Source organism: Candidatus Thioglobus sp. NP1 (genome assembly GCF_003326015.1).
Classification (GTDB): domain Bacteria; phylum Pseudomonadota; class Gammaproteobacteria; order PS1; family Pseudothioglobaceae; genus Pseudothioglobus; species Pseudothioglobus singularis_A.
The window spans coordinates 764,969-785,090 of the sequence record NZ_CP023860.1 but is presented as its reverse complement, the minus strand read 5'-3'; the positions used below and the strand labels follow the sequence as shown (position 1 = coordinate 785,090).

At 34.5% G+C, this 20,122-nt stretch carries 17 protein-coding genes; 8 read left to right on the top strand and 9 right to left on the bottom strand.

What is annotated here, in order from left to right; translation table 11 throughout:
• Window positions 1-19 precede the first annotated feature (19 nt).
• The 7 genes from CRN91_RS04060 to CRN91_RS04030 form a co-directional block, all read right to left on the bottom strand.
• On the bottom strand, window positions 20-754 hold the full coding sequence (locus CRN91_RS04060) for a pseudouridine synthase (protein ID WP_114115166.1): 735 nt from the start codon (window positions 752-754) through the stop codon (window positions 20-22).
• A gap of 15 nt (window positions 755-769) precedes the next feature.
• Entirely contained in the window at window positions 770-1,969 is a 1,200-nt protein-coding gene (locus CRN91_RS04055; RefSeq protein WP_114115165.1) for a tryptophan--tRNA ligase, read from the bottom strand.
• 36 nt (window positions 1,970-2,005) lie between these two features.
• Window positions 2,006-2,698 (bottom strand): type III pantothenate kinase, encoded by a 693-nt coding sequence (locus CRN91_RS04050; protein WP_114115164.1) that lies wholly within the window; start codon window positions 2,696-2,698, stop codon window positions 2,006-2,008.
• A complete protein-coding gene (nhaD, locus tag CRN91_RS04045; protein ID WP_114115163.1) occupies window positions 2,685-4,061 on the bottom strand; it encodes a sodium:proton antiporter NhaD in 1,377 nt (458 codons plus the stop codon). The genes CRN91_RS04050 and nhaD overlap by 14 nt, the downstream gene beginning before the upstream one ends.
• Window positions 4,054-4,881: a CAF17-like 4Fe-4S cluster assembly/insertion protein YgfZ gene (locus tag CRN91_RS04040; protein WP_114115162.1), complete on the bottom strand. Its 828-nt coding sequence runs from the start codon at window positions 4,879-4,881 to the stop codon at window positions 4,054-4,056. The genes nhaD and CRN91_RS04040 overlap by 8 nt, the downstream gene beginning before the upstream one ends.
• A gap of 143 nt (window positions 4,882-5,024) precedes the next feature.
• A complete protein-coding gene (locus tag CRN91_RS04035; RefSeq protein WP_114115161.1) occupies window positions 5,025-5,852 on the bottom strand; it encodes a hypothetical protein in 828 nt (275 codons plus the stop codon).
• A gap of 363 nt (window positions 5,853-6,215) precedes the next feature.
• On the bottom strand, window positions 6,216-6,815 hold the full coding sequence (locus CRN91_RS04030; protein WP_114115160.1) for a urate hydroxylase PuuD: 600 nt from the start codon (window positions 6,813-6,815) through the stop codon (window positions 6,216-6,218).
• A gap of 126 nt (window positions 6,816-6,941) precedes the next feature.
• On the opposite strand from CRN91_RS04030, the gene CRN91_RS04025 reads away from it, so the two are divergent.
• The 3 genes from CRN91_RS04025 to mutM are packed head-to-tail and all read left to right on the top strand — an operon-like array spanning window position 6,942 to window position 9,982.
• Window positions 6,942-7,502 carry a chalcone isomerase family protein gene (locus tag CRN91_RS04025; protein WP_114115159.1) on the top strand — a complete coding sequence of 187 codons (561 nt, stop codon included), beginning with the start codon at window positions 6,942-6,944 and terminating at the stop codon, window positions 7,500-7,502.
• 5 nt (window positions 7,503-7,507) lie between these two features.
• Entirely contained in the window at window positions 7,508-9,163 is a 1,656-nt protein-coding gene (locus tag CRN91_RS04020) for an AMP-binding protein (protein WP_114115158.1), read from the top strand.
• Window positions 9,164-9,169: 6 nt separating this feature from the next.
• Window positions 9,170-9,982: a bifunctional DNA-formamidopyrimidine glycosylase/DNA-(apurinic or apyrimidinic site) lyase gene (gene mutM / locus CRN91_RS04015; RefSeq protein ID WP_114115157.1), complete on the top strand. Its 813-nt coding sequence runs from the start codon at window positions 9,170-9,172 to the stop codon at window positions 9,980-9,982.
• A gap of 53 nt (window positions 9,983-10,035) precedes the next feature.
• Here mutM and pgeF read toward each other — a convergent pair whose 3' ends face one another.
• Both pgeF and rluD read right to left on the bottom strand, forming a co-directional pair.
• Entirely contained in the window at window positions 10,036-10,764 is a 729-nt protein-coding gene (gene pgeF, locus CRN91_RS04010) for a peptidoglycan editing factor PgeF (protein WP_114115156.1), read from the bottom strand.
• A 24-nt stretch (window positions 10,765-10,788) separates the two neighbouring features.
• Window positions 10,789-11,730 (bottom strand): 23S rRNA pseudouridine(1911/1915/1917) synthase RluD, encoded by a 942-nt coding sequence (gene rluD / locus CRN91_RS04005; RefSeq protein WP_114115155.1) that lies wholly within the window; start codon window positions 11,728-11,730, stop codon window positions 10,789-10,791.
• Between the two features lie 198 nt (window positions 11,731-11,928).
• Here rluD and CRN91_RS04000 point away from each other — a divergent pair, with 198 nt between their 5' ends.
• The 5 genes from CRN91_RS04000 to CRN91_RS03980 are packed head-to-tail and all read left to right on the top strand — an operon-like array spanning window position 11,929 to window position 20,121.
• Complete coding sequence (locus CRN91_RS04000) at window positions 11,929-12,630, top strand: tetratricopeptide repeat protein (protein WP_114115154.1); 702 nt, start codon at window positions 11,929-11,931, stop codon at window positions 12,628-12,630.
• A gap of 9 nt (window positions 12,631-12,639) precedes the next feature.
• On the top strand, window positions 12,640-14,715 hold the full coding sequence (locus CRN91_RS03995; protein WP_114115153.1) for a tetratricopeptide repeat-containing sulfotransferase family protein: 2,076 nt from the start codon (window positions 12,640-12,642) through the stop codon (window positions 14,713-14,715).
• Complete coding sequence (locus tag CRN91_RS03990; RefSeq protein ID WP_114115152.1) at window positions 14,715-17,210, top strand: tetratricopeptide repeat protein; 2,496 nt, start codon at window positions 14,715-14,717, stop codon at window positions 17,208-17,210. Before CRN91_RS03995 ends, CRN91_RS03990 begins: the two co-directional genes overlap by 1 nt.
• Entirely contained in the window at window positions 17,207-19,390 is a 2,184-nt protein-coding gene (locus CRN91_RS03985; RefSeq protein WP_114115151.1) for an O-linked N-acetylglucosamine transferase family protein, read from the top strand. Before CRN91_RS03990 ends, CRN91_RS03985 begins: the two co-directional genes overlap by 4 nt.
• On the top strand, window positions 19,387-20,121 hold the full coding sequence (locus CRN91_RS03980; protein WP_114115150.1) for a sugar phosphate nucleotidyltransferase: 735 nt from the start codon (window positions 19,387-19,389) through the stop codon (window positions 20,119-20,121). Before CRN91_RS03985 ends, CRN91_RS03980 begins: the two co-directional genes overlap by 4 nt.
• Window position 20,122 lies beyond the last annotated feature (1 nt).

The following is a 20,122-nucleotide window of genomic DNA, read 5'->3' as shown; positions in this document are numbered from 1 at the left end:
AGTTGTAAAAACTAAAAGATTATTCCTTGAGATTAACTGCCTTCATTAGGGCTTCAACCTGCTTAGGCTTTAAATAGTCAGTCTGATTTGCGCGTAAATTATCTGGCAGGCGAATATCACCAAACCTTGTTCGAATTAAACGTGAAACTTTAAATTCTAATGCCTCCCAAAGCCTTCTTACCTCACGCTTTCTGCCCTCTCTTACGACGACGTGGTACCACCGGTTCGCCCCCTCACCTCCTCCAAGATTAACCCTATGAAATTTAGCAAAACCATCTTCAAGTTCAATTCCTGAGGTTAATTGTTTAATATGCTTTTCCTCAACTTGACCTAAAACACGCACAGCATACTCCCTATCAATCTCAGAACTTGGATGCATAAGTTTATTGGCAAGATCACCATTATTTGTAAATAACAGTAAGCCTGATGTATTTAAATCTAATCGGCCAACCATTACCCAGCGTGTATTTTCTGGAAGAAAATCGAATACACTTTTTCGTCCCTCTTCATCTTTATTGGAACAAATAATGCCAGCCTGCTTGTTAATAATTAAAACTTTTGTTTCAACCTCTGAATAACGCTTGAGGTCTATTGGTCGCCCGTCAATCGTTACTTTGTCATCAATAATCGCCTTATCTCCGAGCTTTGCTTCATGGTTGTTAACAGAGATCCTGCCTTGCTCAATAAGCCTTTCAGCCCATCGCCTAGAGCCATAACCAGCATTGGCTATTAGTTTTTGAAGTCTTTCAGGCATATGCTTAGATTAAGGTTAGTATGTTATACCCATGGCATCACGGACCTCTTCCATTGTTGCTCTTGCAACAGACCTAGCTCTTTCAGAGCCCTCAAAAATAATTTCTTGAATAAGGTTAGGATTAGATTGGTATTTTGCTATTTCTTCTTGAATTGGTACCAATTCTGAAATAATGCTGTCAATGATAGGTTTCTTACAGTCAATACAGCCTATTTTGGCATTTTTACAACCATCAGTTACCCAATTCATTGTATCCTCTGAGGAGTAGATTTTATGCATCTGAAAAACTGGGCATTTATTGGGATCACCCGGATCTGTCAATTTTATTCTTGCAGGGTCAGTAGGCATTTTATTAATCTTTTGCTTAACCAGCTCAGGACCCTCTCTTAACGAAATCGTATTATTATATGACTTCGACATTTTTTGACCATCAAGTCCTGGCATCTTTGAGGCTTTGGTTAGGTGCGCCTCAGGTTCAGTTAGAATAATCTTACCCAGACCTTCAATATAGCCAAGTAATCTTTCGCGGTCACCCAAAGTTATGTTTTGCTGCTCTCCAAGCAATGCTTTTGCTTTAATTAGAGACTCATCATCGCCAGTCTCCTGATATGATTTTCTAAGCTCTCTATAAAGTTTAGATTGTTTTTTACCCATTTTTTTAATGGCAACTTCAGCTTTATCCTCAAAATTAGCCTCCCTACCATAGACATAATTAAATCGCCTAGCAACCTCACGAGTAAATTCTACATGAGCAACCTGATCCTCACCAACTGGAACAAGCCCAGCCTTATAGATTAAAATATCTGCGCTCTGGAGCAGAGGATAGCCCAAAAAACCATAGGTCGATAGATCTTTTGTTTTAAGTTTTTCTTGTTGATCTTTAAATGATGGAACTCTCTCAAGCCAACTCAGTGGCGTTGACATGGAAAGCAACAGATGGAGTTCAGCATGTTCTGGAACTTTGGACTGCACGAAGAGAGTTGCTGTATTTGGATTGAGTCCCGTAGCCAGCCAGTCAACAATCATGTCTGCAACATTTTTCTCTAAATCTATTTTGTCTGAATAATGCGTTGTAAATGCATGCCAATCAGCAACAAAATAGTAGGAGTCATATTCATTTTGGAGTCTAGCCCAATTTTTAAGAACACCATGGTAGTGACCTAGATGAAGCTGACCTGTTGGACGCATTCCCGATAATACGCGGTGATCTTTCATTAGATATTATTTAGGCTGTTTATATTAATGTGTTAATTATCCCACAATTTCACTGTAGCTTTCCAAACCATCCAAAACCAAATTATCAATGTAATTGATTGATTTTGGTAGATCTTTAAGAATTTCTTTTACTATTCCACCAGAAATTAAAACCTCACCATCTGGGTATTTTAATTTGAAATCATTAATTTGTTGATTAATAGATGACAGGATCATTGCATGAGTCCCACTACTCCAAGCCTCTTTAGTATTACTCTTTATTGAAAAAGATTCTAAGGTTTGACTGGTGGTTGAGAACTTTTTAAAACTCAATCTGAGAGCCTTTAATCCAGGCATTATGAGGCCTCCCTGGTGATGCCCACTGCTCTTAATAACATCAAAAGTAATCGCACTTCCAACATCAATAATTAATAAATCTTTATCAGGAAAATGCAATTGAGCGCCCAACATTGCAAGAAATCTATCTACTCCAAGCCCTGAAGGCTTGTCATAAGATAAAACTAATTTTCCAAATTCCCTTAAAGATTGGACCTCATGAACATTAGTAAAATGTTTTTTAATGGAATTAACAGTTTCTGGATATGCAACTGAACTGATCCAAAAAACATCCGAACTAGGTAAAGATTTTATTGAGAAACCATCTATATTTTTTGAAAAAACCTCAGATTCATTTGTTCTCCACTTAACAGCCGAGTTACCAATATCGATATAAGTTCTAGATTGGGACATCAAAGAGTGCTGCATTTATCCATAAGTGAGTAACAATACTAGCACCATAACCTAAAGCTATGGCCCATATCCATTTGAGGTGAGAGACAAATGTATAGTAACCTTTAGATTGCCCCATTAACGCCACTCCAGCTGCAGAGCCAATTGACAAGAGACTTCCACCAACTCCAGCAGTTAAAGTAACCAAGAGCCATTGCCCTAATGACATGTCAGGTGTCATTGTCAAAACCGCAAACATAACAGGAATATTATCTACAATAGCGGATAGAATACCTACCAGCACATTTGCATAGGTAGCGCCTAACTGCACATACATTGCTTCTGAAACAAGAGCTAGATAACCCATGAAACCAAGCCCACCAACACTAACTATCACACCAAAGAAGAATAGCAGTGTATCCCATTCAGCCCTTGATACCATAGTAAAAATATTAAATCTTTCAGAATCTTTCTCTTTAGGTGCTTGACGTTTAATAAAGTAGCTAGCAACCATTAGGTAACCTAATCCTGTCATCATTCCCATTGCTGGTGGAAGGTGAAGGAAGTTATGAAAACTTACTGCTGTAGCGATCGTAAACAGAAATAAGATAGTTATTAAAATACCACCAGTCTTGATATCGACAGTTTCATCAGTTGCTTTAGGTTTTTCATTTTTAATTGCAAAATGCATGATACTCGCAGGTATAAGATAATTGACCGCTGATGGTAAGAATAGAACAAAAAACTGTTGGAAATCAATTAGTCCTTTTTGCCAGACCATTAGAGTGGTAATATCTCCAAATGGGCTAAAAGCACCACCTGCATTGGCTGCCACAACAATGTTTACAAATCCGATTGAGATAAAACGGGCATTGCCGGCACCTACCGCAAGAACTACCGCACCCATAACAAGCGCAGTCGTTAGGTTATCAGCTATCGGTGACATAAAGAAAGCTATAAAACCTGTTAACCAAAAGAGTTGTCTGTAAGTAAATTCTCTTGATACAAGCCAGACTTTAAGTTTATCAAATACTAGGCGCTCTCTCATTGACTCAATATAGGTCATTGCGACTAATAGAAAAAGGAATAACTCAGCAAACTCTAAAAAGTTATGCCTTACTGCAACCTCTGCAGCATGAGGGATTCCATTTGTAGCATAGACCCAACCTATGATTGCCCATATAATTCCAGCAGCTAAAATTACTGGCTTTGACTTACGAAGGTGAGTGAACTCTTCAAGCATCACAAAAATATATGCTAAAGCAAATATTGTTAATGCAATATAACCAGCCATATGACTTGTTAAATCAAGGTTTTCTGAAGATGAAGTAGCAAAACTGATGCTTGGAATTAGACTTATAAGGATTAGCAGTATTTTATTCATTGTGTATTATTTTTAGTGTTGGTCCATGTTCATTATTAAGAGTAATCTCATTATCTATTAATTCCACATCAAGTGTCGCTAAGCAATGAAATAACGAATTAAATTTTACCTTATTTAAGATCATTCCGCTCCCTTTATACCTGTCTCCTCGAATTTTTGCTGTCTTTGATGAGGCACAATACAAGGAATCACCTATATTAAGTTCGGCTTCTGATTTAAATGTGAATAATCTTCTTTTTGCTGATCCAAGATAGTGGAGTCTTGCGACGACCTCCTGGCCTGGATAGCAGCCCTTAGAAAAGTTAACACCTATTTCATTAATATCTAGATTAAGCATTTGAGGAACTAATTTTTCACTTGTCTCAAGGTAGATTTCGGGGAGACTTGACTCGATACAGGCTATATTCCAAATATCTAATGAATCCATATTGAATTTATTACTATTTTTTTTATCATCGATGATTAATGATAATTTATCATTAATTACATATGCGTTTTGATGTTCCTCATCTATTGAACCAATTTGAAGGTAACTAGAGGTCACGTCATCTATAGTTACATCAGACATTATGACAAACATTTGAAGTCTAGGCTTTATAGTCTCAAGTAGATCTAACGGAAAGGAAAGGAGAAAACTATCTTCATATTTCATTACCCAGAACAGTGCCAAGATTTTTCCCTGATGTTGACAATATGCATTCAATTGAACACTTGAAGTGTTTAACTGATTAATATCATTACTAAGCTGGCCCTGAAGAAAAGTTTCAGAATCTAAGCCAGACACTTTTAAAAGGGCACGATTTTCAAGATGGATAAACATATTTTTTTATAACTCTTTAAATAGTTACATTTTATCAATATTAATGGGTTTCTTTTCTATTAGAGATAAAAAAAACCCAGAGCAAGCTCTGGGTTTTTAGTGTACTAACTTATTCCTAAGTCAACTGTACAATCTAAACGAATTTAGAATGCAACAGAAGCTTTAAGTGTAAGTGAATCATCTAGCGTGCTATAAGTTGCAGCTAGAGTTGCACCTGAAGTTAAATCACGAGAAATTGCAACAGATGAGAATGCAGCTTGTGCATTTACTACACGTGTACCACGAACAGTAGCTGAAGAAGCAACTGAAGCAGCTGAAGCTCTCTTAGGAGTAGCAGTAACAGTCATCGTGTTACCAGCTAGACCAAATGTAGCTGTAACTTTCTGGCTACTAGCCAATGTTAGAGCAACACCACTAACAGTTGTACCTAGAGACCATGTAGTATCACCAGCTTTATTAGTTACACTAACGTCCATACCAGCAATTGCTGCAGAAGCTGTAGTTGTATCACCACCTGATTTAGAAGTGTGGCTCAAAGTAACACCAGACCAAGAACCAGAAATAGTTACGTTTCCAGAGTTATCTACACCAACTGTAGCGTCACCAATTGGAGCATCTAAACTGATAGTAACACCAGTATCTTCAGCAGCAGTACCTTCACGAAGGTTACCACCAGAACTAGTTCCGATAGAAGCTTCATTGAACATATCAGCAGCAACAGTTACTGGACCAATTTTAGTTGACATAGCAACACCTGTAATTGAAGCAGCAGCATCTACATCCATACCGATTGTTACAGTTGTTGCACCAGCAGTACCTACGAAGCTTAAGTCAGCGTCGTATGAAGTTGCAGAAGCTCCACTACCGTTATCATCATATGATACTGAAGCAGCACCACTGATTGCTACACCCGCAACTGCTGAAGTAGTAGCTACTGCAGATACTGCGAATAATGCGATTAGTTTTTTCATTTTATTCTCCATTTAGAATATATTAATTGCTAAGGACCCCCTTAGCAGCTTTTGCTACCCATTCGAGTAACAATATAATAATAATAACCAATTCTTATACTAATGTCAACAACTATTTGTATAAATAATACATTTAGTTGTTTTTTTTCAACAATTAGTCCTTATTTTTCCTTTAAGGCTGACAGAATAGGTACTTGATCAATAATTATGAAAGAATTTTTAGATCAATAATCACTGATTAAAATTCATTTTTATAAATTCTTAGTCTTTTTGTTACTTTTTTGCAGTTTTGTTGTATTTTTTATCTTTTTCAATAAAAAACCGGGCAAGCCCGGTTTTAAATTCTACATTAAACCTATATACCTAGAATAAATAGCCACCGTGCCCAGCACCAACCATGCAAAGCAGCATAGGTACCGATAGGACGACGTTTGTTCTTGAGGCCATAGCGGCAGTAAACTTAGCCTTAGCAATTTCTTCTGCAGTTGCTTCTACCATTCCAAGGATCTTTTTTTGATTCGGCCATATAAGAACCCAAACATTAAATAACATAATAGTTCCCAGCCAAACTCCAATACTCATCATATGCCCTGCAGGCGCTTGAAAAATAAAAGTATCTACAAAACCATACTGAGGAGAAATAGATAGTGCCCATGCACCAGTTAACCAGGTTACTGCTGCTGCCATTCGAAACCATAATAAAGCCTTTGGAGCAACATATTTTCCAATCGCTGCGGGTCCAGGTCCACCCTCATCAGCTAAGGCTTCAGCCATTGCAGGAACTTGAACAAAATTAAAATAATATAATAAACCCACCCAGGTAACTCCTGCTAGAGCATGCATCCATATGCTCAAGTTACGAGTCGATAAATAAGAGTTTTCTGGTGATAAATAAAAAGCAACAATAATCGCCAAAATAAAGCCTGAGGCAATAGTACCTTTGACGGAAGTTAATGGATTCATAATAGTTATTTCCTTTAGATATAAAGTTATTATTATAAATAGTTCACAAATCAGTAAAGGTTTTTTTATAATTTATATCGATAATACGATATACTCAAATTTGAATGAAAAATTAAGGAAAATTTTATGACAATTAAATCAAAAATACTGCCTCTATTATTAACCTTGGTTAGCTCATTAGCTTTGACTTCAGTTTGTGCTGCAGCAGCCCCTAGCTCTATGGAGTATCAAGGAGTAAAACTAACTCTTAATGGTGAGGGAACTCGAGTAAGGTTCTTTATGAAAGTTTACAATACGAGTCTTTATTTAGTTTCATCCAATTCAAATGCGGAAGAAATACTCAGTACTGATGAGGCCATGGCTATTCGTCTTGATGTAACATCCACAATGGTTACAACTGATGCAATGAAAGATGCATTAAATTCAGGATTAGTTAAATCAACTGGAAATAATATTGGCCCTATTACTGAAGAAATCAATCAACTCATTGCCGCCTTTAATAGCGATGTAACTGACAGTGATTTTTTTGAATTTATTTATATTCCAGATTCTGGAACAAATGTCCTTAAAAACTCTGAATACATTGATACAATAACTGGTCTTGAATTCAAAAAAGCCTTCTTTGGGATCTGGTTATCTAATGATCCAATTCAGAAGAACTTGAAACAAGCAATGCTTGGAGGTTAATCATCATGTCAAATCCTCCTAGTACTTTTAAAGATTGGCAAGATTATCCTGCAACGCTTGATCCAGTTCATATAGCTTGGCTTAAGAATGCTAAAAAATCAAAGACTGCCTTTGCAGTTGCTGATATTGAGGGTGTTGAAATATCACACAAAAGGTTTCTAACTGGCGTTCTTTTATTTTCAAAAAAAATTGCAACTTATAGCCCTGAACAGAATGTTGGCTTATTACTTCCTAGTAGTGGTGGTGGAGCGATTGCCTCTATGGCGATACTTGCACTAGGTAAGACAATTGTAAACTTAAATTTTACTGCTGGTAAAAAAGCATTGAAGTCTGCAGCTGAACAAGCTGAAGTAAAAAGTATTTATACCTCTAGAAAGTTTTTAGACAAGATGGCTGAGAGAGGAATAAATTTGGAATCATTTTTTCCAAACTCAAAACTTTTTATGCTGGAAGATATTAAAGAGGAAATTTCAACTTTAACAAGACTAGGCACCCTTTTAAAAGCAATATTAATGCCAACAAACCTAATTAGAAAAAGCTATTTTAAAAAGGTCTCTATGAATGATACTGCTGCAATATTGTTTTCAAGCGGTAGCGAAGGTTCTCCTAAGGGTGTAGAGTTATCTCATAGCAATATTGCTGCTAATGCTAAACAAGCTGCCATCGAATTAGGTGCAATTAGAAGTGACGTTATTATGTCTACTCTTCCAACCTTTCATGCCTTTGGTTTTGCTATTACAACCCTAATGCCCCTTTCAGAGGGTATTCCAATTGTTTGTCATGCTGATCCAAAAGATGTGGCAACAATAGCATCTGGAATTGAAAAATATTCAGGCACCATCTTAGTTGGAACTCCTACTTTTCTGAGAATGTACACAATTAGTAAAAAAGTCACTACTGAGTCAATGCAATCCTTAAGACTTGTCGTTGCTGGAGCAGAGAAACTTAGATCAGAAGTCAGAGAAGGCTTTGAATCAAAATTTAATATGCCTGTATATGAGGGATATGGGACAACAGAAACTTCTCCAGGAGCATCAGTTAACCTACCTGATATTCCTGCATCTAATAATGCGCCTGAAAAGCTGCGCAATAGGCCAGGAACTGTAGGAAGAGCATTTAGTGGCACTGAGTTTCGAATTGTTGACCCCGATTCACTTGATCCTATTGCAAATGGAGAAGATGGACTAATATTAATAGGTGGTCCTCAAATCATGAAGGGTTATCTCAAAATGCCAGAGAAAACTGCTGAGGTTATTGAAATAATTGATGGATTTAGATGGTATAGAACAGGCGACAAGGGACATTTAGATAAAGATGGTTTTTTAACGATTGTTGATCGTTACTCAAGGTTTGCCAAGATTGGTGGTGAAATGATTAGCTTAACAACAGTTGAAGAGGAGATTCTCGATGCTTGCAATGATAAAGACTTAGAAATTGCAGCAACTTGCCTACCTGACCAACGTAAGGGTGAAAAGATTGTTCTTCTAGCTACTACAGATATTGATAAAGTAGCACTTAAGAAAATACTTTCAGATGCCAAAATAAATCCTCTTTATCATCCATCTAATGTTTTAAATGTTGATGAAATTCCAAAACTAGGTAGTGGTAAAACTGACTTTAGTGCAACAAAAAAAATTGCCTTAGTTAACGATCAGGCATAAAGACTTATGCCTGAACTTCCTGAGGTTGAAACTACTAAAAGAGGGCTCGAACCTCTAATAATTAAAAGAAAAATTACTTCTGTTCATATCTATAAAAAAAAGCTGCGCTGGGAAATTCCTAAGCATCTGGTTACTACTTTAAAAAATCAAACTATCCAAAAAATCTCCAGGCGTGCAAAATACTTACTTGTTGACTTTAGTGATGGGCAACTGGTTATGCATCTCGGAATGACCGGATCAATCAGCGTTGTTTCTGATTCTGAACCTTTAAAAAAGCATCATCACTTCGAACTAAAATTGGATAACAATACTTGCATGAGGTTTCATGATCCACGAAGATTTGGCTCAATACTATGGCAAAAAAATAACGAACAACTTTCTTTACTTAAAAAATTAGGTCCAGAACCCTTAAGTTATGAATTCGATGAAGGTACACTTTTTGAGGCTGCCATTGGTAAGACTATAAATATAAAAACATTTATTATGGATAGCCATGTTGTCGTTGGTGTAGGAAATATTTATGCATCAGAAAGTTTATTTCGCGCCGGAATATCTCCTAAAAGAAAGGCAGGGAAAACCTCTAAGAAGCGTTATCAGATTCTTGTTAAGTGCATTAAAGATGTACTGTTAGAATCTATTAATAATGGTGGCACTACCTTAAATGATTTTTCGAATGTTGGAGGTGAGGCTGGTTATTTTTATCAAATTTTATCTGTATATGATCGCAAAGATAGGCCATGTAATAGATGCAGTGGAACAATTAAAAAAATTGTACAAAATCAACGCGCCACCTACTACTGCCCAAAATGTCAGCATTAGACTAAAGAAGAATGCAGATATCAGTTTCGTGAAAAAAGGTAAAGGCAAGGAAGCTAAATCTTAGCGCTTTCTATCCATATTAAATGAGCCATTCTTCCAGAAAATTTACCATCCCTTCGGTATGAAAAATATTGATTTTCCTCATTATAAGTGCATTGATTACCACCACTAATAGAGGCGATACCAAAATCTCTTAAAACTACTCTTGCTGCCTCATATAAATCAAGATAGTATCTACCATTTTCAAAGTTAAAACAACTTTCAAATTTCTTATTTTTAGAAAGATATTTGGATTTAACCTCCCTACCCACCTCATAAGATAATTGAGAAATAGCTGGTCCTAAATGAACAACTAAGTCACTCCCATTTGAATTAATAGACTCTATTAAAGATTCAATTACTCCATCAACTAAGCCTCTCCAACCAGCATGAGCAATTCCAACTTTAGTTCCTTCTTTGTTACTGACAAAAACGGGTAGACAATCAGCTGTAAGTACCCCACAAACAGTTCCTATTTTTTTGCTATAGCTTGCATCAGCTTCGACTATTTTTGATATTGAATCAGCATTAACACTAATATTTGAATGAGTTTGATTAATCCATACTGGCATTGATGGTAAGTTAAACTGACTCATCAATAGATCTCGGTTTGCCATTACAGAACTCAAATTATCTTCTACATGAAGAGCCAAATTAAAATTATCAAAATTATTACTGCTTTTTCCACCAAGAATAAATCTTGGCGTTGAAATTAATTTAACATTAATTGGAAAAAGTTTCATAAATTAATTTAACTAAAAAAATCATTAAGAGTCATATTTTTTTAAGATATCTAAAAGTTTTTGCATATCATCAGGAAGTGGGGCTTTCCATGACATTTGTTCTCCAGATACAGGATGCATAAGGGTTAATTTTTTTGAGTGAAGCGCTTGCCGTTTAAAATTAATTAGTGCTTCTTTTAATTCCACACTTGCTTTTTTTGGGAAACGTACTCGACCACCGTATACTGGATCTCCTACCAAAGAATGTCCTACATGAGAAAGGTGGACACGTATTTGATGAGTTCGCCCAGTCTCAAGAATTGCTTTCACATGAGTATGGCTTTTAAAACGATCAATCGCCCTAAAGTGAGTCACTGCGGCTTTTCCACTTATTGTAACAGCCTGCTTAACTCTATCTTTAGGGTCACGGCCTATAGGCTCATCGACAGTTCCTCCAGCAATCATATGTCCATAAACTATGGCAGAATACTCTCTCTGAATAGAATGATTTTGTAGCTGTTCAATTAAATGTTTTTGCGATTTTTCATTTCTTGCAACAACCATTAGGCCTGAGGTATTTTTATCTAATCGATGAACAATACCAGCCCTAGCAAGAATCGATAGGGAGGAATCATAATAAAGAAGAGCATTTGCAAGGGTGCCACTCCAGTTTCCTGCCCCTGGGTGCGTAACCAAACCAAACTTCTTATTTATGACAATGATATCTTCATCTTCATAAATAATATTTAAGGGAATTTTTTCAGCAATCCAGTTATTATTTTGCTTTTGATTTAAAGTTAGGTTAACAACTTCACTACCATTAACTTTATCTTTTGGCTTAAAAGTTTTTTGATTAATTAAAGCATCACCAGATTTAATCCATGCAGTTATTTTTGAACGAGAATAATCAGGAAGCATGATAGATAGGGAAGAATCCAATCTATTTCCTATCATCCTATTTGGAATGATAATATTTAAAATTTTCATGCAATCATTTTAATTGATATCTTTAATAAACTTAATGATCTTGATAAATTATAAAAGTTAAGTTTTAATAATAAATGAATATCATATGCGTCCAGATAAGATAATTAAATAGACATCAATATTCAAGATAATATGTAAAATAAATACTTAAAAATTACTTAATTAAATCCTATAATGTAATGCACAATAAGGCTATAAATGAATAATAAAAAAGAAAAAAATATCACAAATACTCCACTTAAACTCCCGAAAGAGCAAGTTGATTTGGTAATGGATCTTTATGCCACTGGTAAGATTAATGAGGCAATTGAGGCAATTAAAGCTTTAAATGAAGACTACCCTAATGTACCTCTTCTATTCAACTTACTTGGTGCATGTTACAATCAACTCGGGCAATTTGGTGCTGCTGCACAGTTTTTTGAGAGTGCATTCACAATTAAGCCTGACTATGCTGAAGCATATATGAACCATGGAACTGCTTTAAGTGAATCTGGTGATCTAGAACTCGCAGTTACAAGCTTTAAAAAAGCAATTGATCTTCTTCCAAATTATTCTGAAGCACATAACAAACTTGGTGTGACTTTCTTAAATTTAAATCAATATGATGATGCTATTGAGCATTTAGAGTGGGCAGTAGCATACAAATATGATTATTTTGAAGCTCATAATAACCTTGGAGTTGCTAATAAAAGTATTGGCCAAATAAGTAATGCAACTAAAAATTTTGAAAAGGCTATTGAAATTAATCAAAGTTATACTATGGCAATTTTAAATCTTGGCCTTATTCACAAAGATCTTGGACAAAATGACGAGTCTATTTATTGTTTTGAAAGGGTCTTGGATATCGAACCTGATAATGATCAAGCAAAGGCAAATTTAGAAGAACTCAGATCTCAGTAAAGTTTCAATATGAACTCAACACCCCTTTTAAATAATAAAATCAATTCTATTATTGAGCTCTATTCTTCTGGACAAATATCAGATGCATTAGAATCTATTGAAATCTTAATAGGTCAAAATCCAAACGAATCAATACTTTATAACATTAATGGTGTATGTTTGAAAGCGAATGGAAAATTAGAAATGGCGGCTCAATCTTTTAAGAGTGCTATTAATCTTAAACCAGACTTTGCTGATGCTCATTACAACCTGGCGCTTACTCACCAAGAGCTAAATCATCTGGATGATGCAGTAAAGAGTTATCAAGAAACATTAACTATTCAATCTGACTATGCCAAGGCTCATAACAACCTTGGTATTATTTATAATGAGCTTGGGCAGAATAATGATGCAATTAAATCTTATAAAGAAGCATTAAGTTTACAACCAGACTTTGTAGATGCATTAAATAATCTTGGCAATATCCAAACTGAACTTGGAAAATTAGATGAGGCTATTAAGTCATATAATCAAGCATTAGAAATTGAGCCAAACCATATTGAGGTTCATAACAATCTTGGTAATATTCTAAATGATCTAGGTCAATTGGATGAAGCAGTTAAGCATTATGAGAAAGCGATAGCTATATATCCTGATTATGGAGAAGCTCACAATAATCTTGGAAGCACGCTCAATGAACTTGGTGAAATGGATAAAGCAGTTAAGCATTATGAAAGAGCAATAGCTATTAATCCTTATTATGCTGAAGCTCATAATAATCTTGGCACTGCTCTCAAGGCTTTTGGTAAATTGGATGAAGCTATTAAAAGCTACATGAATGCAATCACTATTAATCCAAACTTTGCTGATGTCTTTTTCAACCTTGGAATTTTGTACTATGATCTTGGTCAACCCGAGGAAGCTCTCAATTATTATAGAAAGGCATTATCAATTAATCCTGACTTTGCTGCAGTTTATGAAAATTTAGGACTTATTCTTCAGGAAATGGGCCAATCAGATGAAGCATTTAATAGCTATGTTTATGCTCTAGCTTTAGAACCTGAAAACGCTAATATTCACCGGAATTTATCAACACTAAAAAACTTTAAAGAGGGGGATACACAACTTATTCAAATACAATCACTGCTCTCTAGTTCTTCCATTAGTAAGTCAGAAAGGATAAATTTGTGCTTTGCCTTAGCAAAAGCATATGAAGATTTAGGGAAGAAAGATGAATTTTTTAAAATCTTAAATGAGGGCAATAAACTTCGAAAAGAGGAATTAAATTATTCAATTGAGAGTGACTTAAAAAAACATACTAAATTAAAAAATATTTTTAAATTAGCCATTAAAGAGTCATCATCTTATAAGCCTCTCGCTGTTAGACCAATTTTTATTGTTGGAATGCCTCGTTCTGGAACCTCCCTAGTTGAACAAATTATCTCTAGTCACAACAAAGTCAAGGGTGCGGGAGAATTGCCCACCTTAGATAATCTTATTACTCCAATATTTAATGCCTATTTATCTAATAATAATATTCTTTCTGAAAGAAGCTTTTTAAATATACGCCAAGGATATACGCAATACCATTTATCTAACATAAATTCTTCTGAGGGCATTATTACTGACAAAATGCCTACAAATTTTGAAAATATAGGGTTTATTTTAAAGGCTTTTCCAGAAGCAAAAATTATCCATCTTAAACGAGATTCCATGGCAATTTGCTGGTCAATATATCAACGGTATTTTCCAAATGGAGCACTAGGCTTTCCCTACAGCATGAGTGATTTAGCGCTATTCTATCTCTCTTATGAAGAATTGATGGCCTTTTGGCATGACGCATTTCCTAATCAGATATATGATATTAGTTATGAAAACTTGACCACTAATCAAGAGGTTGAGACTAGAAAACTACTGGATTATTGTGAATTAGATTGGGATGAAAACTGTCTTAAATTTTATAATAACGCAAAAGCTACAAAAACAGCAAGTGCATTACAAGTCAAAGAAAAAATGTATCAAGGAAGTTCTGAGGCCTGGAAAAAATATGAAGAATATTTAAAACCTCTTATTAATTCTATTGGTTATTATCAAGAGAAACTTTAATGACAAATATAGGCCCTTCGGAAGAACAAATTAATTCTATTGTTTCAATTCTTTCAATTGGGAAGTTTAAAGAAGCATTAGAGAAAACTGCTGTCTTATGCCATAAATTTCCTCGTGAGTCTTTACTTTTTAATTTAAGGGGCGCATGCTATCAGGGTCTTGGTCAACTTGATACTGCTGTTGAAAATTATCAAAAGGCAATAGCTATTAATCCCAGTTTTTACAAGGCCCATTATAATCTTGGAGGCTTATTTCATGAGCTAGGTATGCTGGATGCCTCTATTGAGAGTTTTGAAAAAGCTCTCTCTATAAAACCTGATTACGCAGAAGCAAATAACAATATTGGAAACGTTTTTAAAGAGCTTGGTCATTTTGATAATGCAATTAAGAGTTTTGAGAAAGCGATAGAAATAAAACCAAGTTATTTTGAAGCTCATTTCAGCTTAGGTGAAATATTCCAAGATCTTAATAATATTACATCAGCAATTAGACATTATGAGGTTGTTCTGTTGATTAAGCCAGATTTTGCAGAATTACATAATAATTTAGCAGTTCTATATCTTCGAATAGATGATATTGATTCTGCCCTAAAACACTTGAAAGAGGCTGTGAGAATCTCTCCAGAATTTGCAGAAGCATTTTATAATCTTGGTCATGCCTATAAAGAACTAAATCAATCTGATAAATCACTAGATTGTTATAAAAACGCAATAGCCATGAATCCACATTATGCTGAACCACATTATGCAAGTGGCAATATCTTACAAGATCTAGGTCAATTTGATAAAGCAGTTAAATGTTATCAAATGGCGCTCATAATTGAACCAGATAAAGCTGAGGTGCATTATGAGCTTGGTAATATTTCATATGACTTAGGCCAATTTAATGCGTCCATTGAAAGCTATGAAAAAGCCATATCTATAGATTCAAATAATAGTCAGTTTATTAATGGTATGGGAATTGTTCTAAACAAAACTGGTCAATTTGAAAAAGCACTCAAATGTTACAAAAAAGCAATTTCTATTAATCCAGAATATGCAGAAGTTTACTTTAATCTTGGAAATCTTCAATGGGATCTCAATGAAATGGATGAAGCAGTTTCGAATTATGAGTATGCAATTAAATTAAAGCCTGGAATTGATTTTAATTTTGGAAATTTATTTCATTGCAAAATGCACTTATGTAATTGGGATAATTTTTCTATAAATCTTAAAGAAATACATAACAGAATTAATAATAGTGAGCTGACTATTGACCCATTTAGTTTGTCTGCCTTAATTGATGATGCAAAGATTCAGCTTAAAAATGCAAAAATTTTTTCCAAAGAAATAACCTCAAAGAATAATGCCCTCTCTAAAAAAAATAGCTATTTAAATCATAAAAAAATTAGGATAGGTTATTTTTCTGCAGACTTTAGAGAACATCCTGTGTCTTTTTTGTCAGCTAAACTTTATGAACTTCATGATAGGAGCCACTTTGAAATATTTGCATTTTCTTTTGGACCAAATACTCAAGATGAAATGAATCTTAGAATTAAGGCAGGAGTTGATAAGTTTTATAATGTTGAAAAGATGTCAAATAATGACATAGCATTATTATCAAGATCTTTAGAGATTGATATTGCAATTGATTTAGGAGGCTTTACAGCAAATAATAAAGCAGAAATTTTCGCTGTTAATCCAGCTCCAATTCAAATAAACTATTTAGGATACCCAGGCACTATGGGGGCTGATTTTTATGATTATATAATAGCTGATAAAATCATAATTCCAGAAGAACAAAAAAGGAATTATTCTGAAAATATTATTTATTTACCAAGTTGTTACATGCCTCAAGACAGCTCCAGACAGATTTCTAACAAATTAATAACTCGACAAGAGTGTAATTTACCGGAAGATGGTTTTGTTTTTTGTAGTTTCAATAATAGTTTCAAAATCACTCCAAAAGAATTTGATATTTGGATGCGGCTACTCAGCAAGATTGATGGGAGTGTCCTGTGGCTCTTAAAAGCAAATAAATCGTCTGAGGATAATTTAAAGAGTGAAGCAAAAAAACGTGGTGTTGAGCCTAATCGTTTAATTTTTGCCGATAAGATAGCAGTTGAAGAGCATTTAGCCAGACAGAGACTAGCTGATTTGTTTTTAGATACTTTTAATTTTAATGCGCATACAACAGCAAGTGATGCTTTATGGGCCGGCTTACCGGTTTTGACAAAAATTGGAAAAGGATTTGCAGCTAGAGTTGCTGGCAGTCTTCTTACTTCTCTTGAAGTACCTGAGCTTATTACAAATTCAGAAAAGGAGTATGAAGCGTTGGCACTTAACTTAGCTAGCAATCCTGAAAAGCTTGCAACAATCAAAAAGAAATTAGCTGATAAAAGAACTACAGCACCTCTATTTGATACTAAAACTTATACAAAGAATTTAGAAAAAGCCTATACTCAGGCTTTTGAAAGATACACAAATGGACTTCCACCACAAGAGTTTGAAGTATGAAAAATCAAGATCCTCCTCATGAATTTTTGGAGCCCATCATTGATAACTTTAATAAAGGAAAATTAAATAAAGCTCTCTCTGACTCTAATAAAATACTGGAAAAATTTCCATACTCAATCGTCCTTCATAATATTTCTGGAGCTTGTAATGCGGGTTTAATGGAATTTGATGCCGCCATTACTAGTTATCGAGAGGCTTTAAGAATTAAACCTGACTATGCTGATGCTTATTACAATATGGGTATTGCATTTAAAGATAAAGGTGATTTAGAATCAGCTATTGAAAGTTATAAAGAGGCTTTAAAGATTAAACCTAACTATGCAGCTGCTCATTACAATATTGGAAATGTCTTAAAAAATCGAGGTGATTTAGAATCTGCTATTGATAGTTATAAAGAGGCTTTAAAGATAAATCCTGATTATGCTGAGGCTTATTTCAATATTGGTAATATTTTAAAGAATCAAGATGATTTAGAGTTAGCCATTGAAAGTTATAAAAAGGCTCTAAAGATAAAACCTAACTATGCTGATGCATATTACAATTTGGGTATTGCATTAAAAGATGTTGGTGATTTAGAGGCAGCTATTGAAAGTTATAAAAGTTCCTTAAATATAGAGCCCAAATCTTATGATGCTTATTTTAATATGGGTATTGCCCTAAATGACGTTGGTGACTTAGAAGAAGCTATTGTAAGTTATAAGGAGGCTTTAAAGATAAAACCTGATTATGCCGAAGCTTATTACCAAATAGGAGTTTCACTAAAGGGGAAAGGTGATTTAGAAGATGCTATTGCAAGTTATAAAAAGGCTCTAAAGATAAAACCTAAAAATGCTCCAGCCTTATCTCAAGCTCACTATTTAGCAATAGTAATGTCAGACTGGTCATACGCCAAAACCTTAGAAAAAAATCTATCTATAGGTTTACTTGAGGGAAATTTATCAGTTTATGGACTTTTATCCTTAGATGATAATCCCTCAATGCATCATAGAAGATCAACTGAATTAGTAAAAAGTGACTACAAATTCAGACCTATATTTAATTCTAGACCTATTAAGAAATCTAATCACATTAAGGTTGGTTATTTTTCAAGCTATTTTAGACAACACCCAGTATCAATGCTAAGCATCGAGATGTTGGAGTTAGCAGATAAGGAAAATTTTGAAACTTATGCCTTCCATTATGGCCCGAATATTCAGGATAAATATAATCAAAGGATTACTTCCACTTTTAATCATTTCATAAATGTTTCTCATATGTCAGATAAGGAGATTGCTAACTTAGCTTTGGAACTTGAAATTGATATTGCGATTGAATTTAATGGATTCATGAAAGATGAGAGAGTTGGTATACTAGCCTATCATCCAGCTCCAATTCAGATAAATTATTTAGCATACCCAGGCACTATGGGGGCTGATTTTTATGATTATATAATAGCTGATAAAATCATAATTCCAGAAGAACAAAAAAGGAATTATTCTGAAAATATTATTTATTTACCAAGTTGTTATATGCCTCAAGACAGCTCCAGACAGATTTCTAACAAATTAATAACTCGACAAGAGTGTAATTTACCGGAAGATGGTTTTGTTTTTTGTTGCTTTAATCATAGTTTCAAAATCACTCCAAAAGAATTTGATATTTGGATGCGGCTACTCAGCAAGATTGATGGGAGTGTCCTGTGGCTTATAAAATCAAATAAATCGTCTGAGGATAATTTAAAGAGTGAAGCAAAAAAACGTGGTGTTGAGCCTAATCGTTTAATTTTTGCCGATAAGATAGCAGTTGAAGAGCATTTAGCCAGACAGAGACTAGCTGATTTGTTTTTAGATACTTTTAATTTTAATGCGCATACAACAGCAAGTGATGCTTTATGGGCCGGCTTACCGGTTTTGACAAAAATTGGAAAAGGATTTGCAGCTAGAGTTGCTGGCAGTCTTCTTACTTCTCTTGAAGTACCTGAGCTTATTACAAATTCAGAAAAGGAGTATGAAGCGTTGGCACTTAACTTAGCTAGCAATCCTGAAAAGCTTGCAACAATCAAAAAGAAATTAGCTGATAAAAGAACTACAGCACCTCTATTTGATACTAAAACTTATACAAAGAATTTAGAAAAAGCCTATACTCAGGCTTTTGAAAGATACACAAATGGACTTCCACCACAAGAGTTTGAAGTATTATGAATAAGCTAACAGTTATCCTTCCTGCAGCTGGTAAGGGCTCCAGACTTAATTTGCCATATCCAAAAGAGATATTAAGGGTCGACAAAGAAAAGGCTTTGATTGATAATAGCTTTGACCTCTTTAGTAAATTGAATCGTGAGAATGTAGAATTTATAGTTGTTATAAGCGAAGAAAAAACAGAAATCATTAAGTATTTATCAAAATATAAATCTCAATATAATATCAGTTTTACATATCAAAACCCGAATGAGATTGAATACACTGGTGCGATTAAAAGCGCAAAGCATCTTTTTGGAGAAAATAATATTGTACTTCTACCTGACACGATCTTAGAATTATCAGATGGTGTTGATCTAATCAGCGAGCTTCAAGAAAATTTAAGGGAGAAGGGATTTTCTTTCCTATTTAAGCCAGAATCAAACGAAAAAATGCTTAATACTAAAGGGTGCTTGCAGCTAGATAAAAATAATAGAGTGATAGATTATGAGGATAAGCCCTCACAAAATATGGATAGATTTAATGGATACTGGTGTGCTTTTGCTTTTAAAAAAGAAGTTTTTGATGAGTGCATCTCATTTATGGAACAAAGCACCTTGAAGCTCAAAAAACCCAATATTGTCATTGAAGAAACAAATATATTTGGCAGCAAGGTTATTTTAGTAGAGGAATATAAAGATTTAGGGACATGGGAAGAAGTAGGGAAACTACTTTCTAAAAATTATGATAGTTAAT

What these genes read in the sequence shown, in the direction of transcription:
- CRN91_RS04060 (WP_114115166.1), bottom strand. Translation starts at nt 754, where the DNA reads ATGCCTGAAAGACTTCAAAAACTAATAGCCAATGCTGGTTATGGCTCT.
- CRN91_RS04055 (WP_114115165.1), bottom strand. Translation starts at nt 1,969, where the DNA reads ATGAAAGATCACCGCGTATTATCGGGAATGCGTCCAACAGGTCAGCTT.
- CRN91_RS04050 (WP_114115164.1), bottom strand. Translation starts at nt 2,698, where the DNA reads ATGTCCCAATCTAGAACTTATATCGATATTGGTAACTCGGCTGTTAAG.
- nhaD (WP_114115163.1), bottom strand. Translation starts at nt 4,061, where the DNA reads ATGAATAAAATACTGCTAATCCTTATAAGTCTAATTCCAAGCATCAGT.
- CRN91_RS04040 (WP_114115162.1), bottom strand. Translation starts at nt 4,881, where the DNA reads ATGTTTATCCATCTTGAAAATCGTGCCCTTTTAAAAGTGTCTGGCTTA.
- CRN91_RS04035 (WP_114115161.1), bottom strand. Translation starts at nt 5,852, where the DNA reads ATGAAAAAACTAATCGCATTATTCGCAGTATCTGCAGTAGCTACTACT.
- CRN91_RS04030 (WP_114115160.1), bottom strand. Translation starts at nt 6,815, where the DNA reads ATGAATCCATTAACTTCCGTCAAAGGTACTATTGCCTCAGGCTTTATT.
- CRN91_RS04025 (WP_114115159.1), top strand. Translation starts at nt 6,942, where the DNA reads ATGACAATTAAATCAAAAATACTGCCTCTATTATTAACCTTGGTTAGC.
- CRN91_RS04020 (WP_114115158.1), top strand. Translation starts at nt 7,508, where the DNA reads ATGTCAAATCCTCCTAGTACTTTTAAAGATTGGCAAGATTATCCTGCA.
- mutM (WP_114115157.1), top strand. Translation starts at nt 9,170, where the DNA reads ATGCCTGAACTTCCTGAGGTTGAAACTACTAAAAGAGGGCTCGAACCT.
- pgeF (WP_114115156.1), bottom strand. Translation starts at nt 10,764, where the DNA reads ATGAAACTTTTTCCAATTAATGTTAAATTAATTTCAACGCCAAGATTT.
- rluD (WP_114115155.1), bottom strand. Translation starts at nt 11,730, where the DNA reads ATGAAAATTTTAAATATTATCATTCCAAATAGGATGATAGGAAATAGA.
- CRN91_RS04000 (WP_114115154.1), top strand. Translation starts at nt 11,929, where the DNA reads ATGAATAATAAAAAAGAAAAAAATATCACAAATACTCCACTTAAACTC.
- CRN91_RS03995 (WP_114115153.1), top strand. Translation starts at nt 12,640, where the DNA reads ATGAACTCAACACCCCTTTTAAATAATAAAATCAATTCTATTATTGAG.
- CRN91_RS03990 (WP_114115152.1), top strand. Translation starts at nt 14,715, where the DNA reads ATGACAAATATAGGCCCTTCGGAAGAACAAATTAATTCTATTGTTTCA.
- CRN91_RS03985 (WP_114115151.1), top strand. Translation starts at nt 17,207, where the DNA reads ATGAAAAATCAAGATCCTCCTCATGAATTTTTGGAGCCCATCATTGAT.
- CRN91_RS03980 (WP_114115150.1), top strand. Translation starts at nt 19,387, where the DNA reads ATGAATAAGCTAACAGTTATCCTTCCTGCAGCTGGTAAGGGCTCCAGA.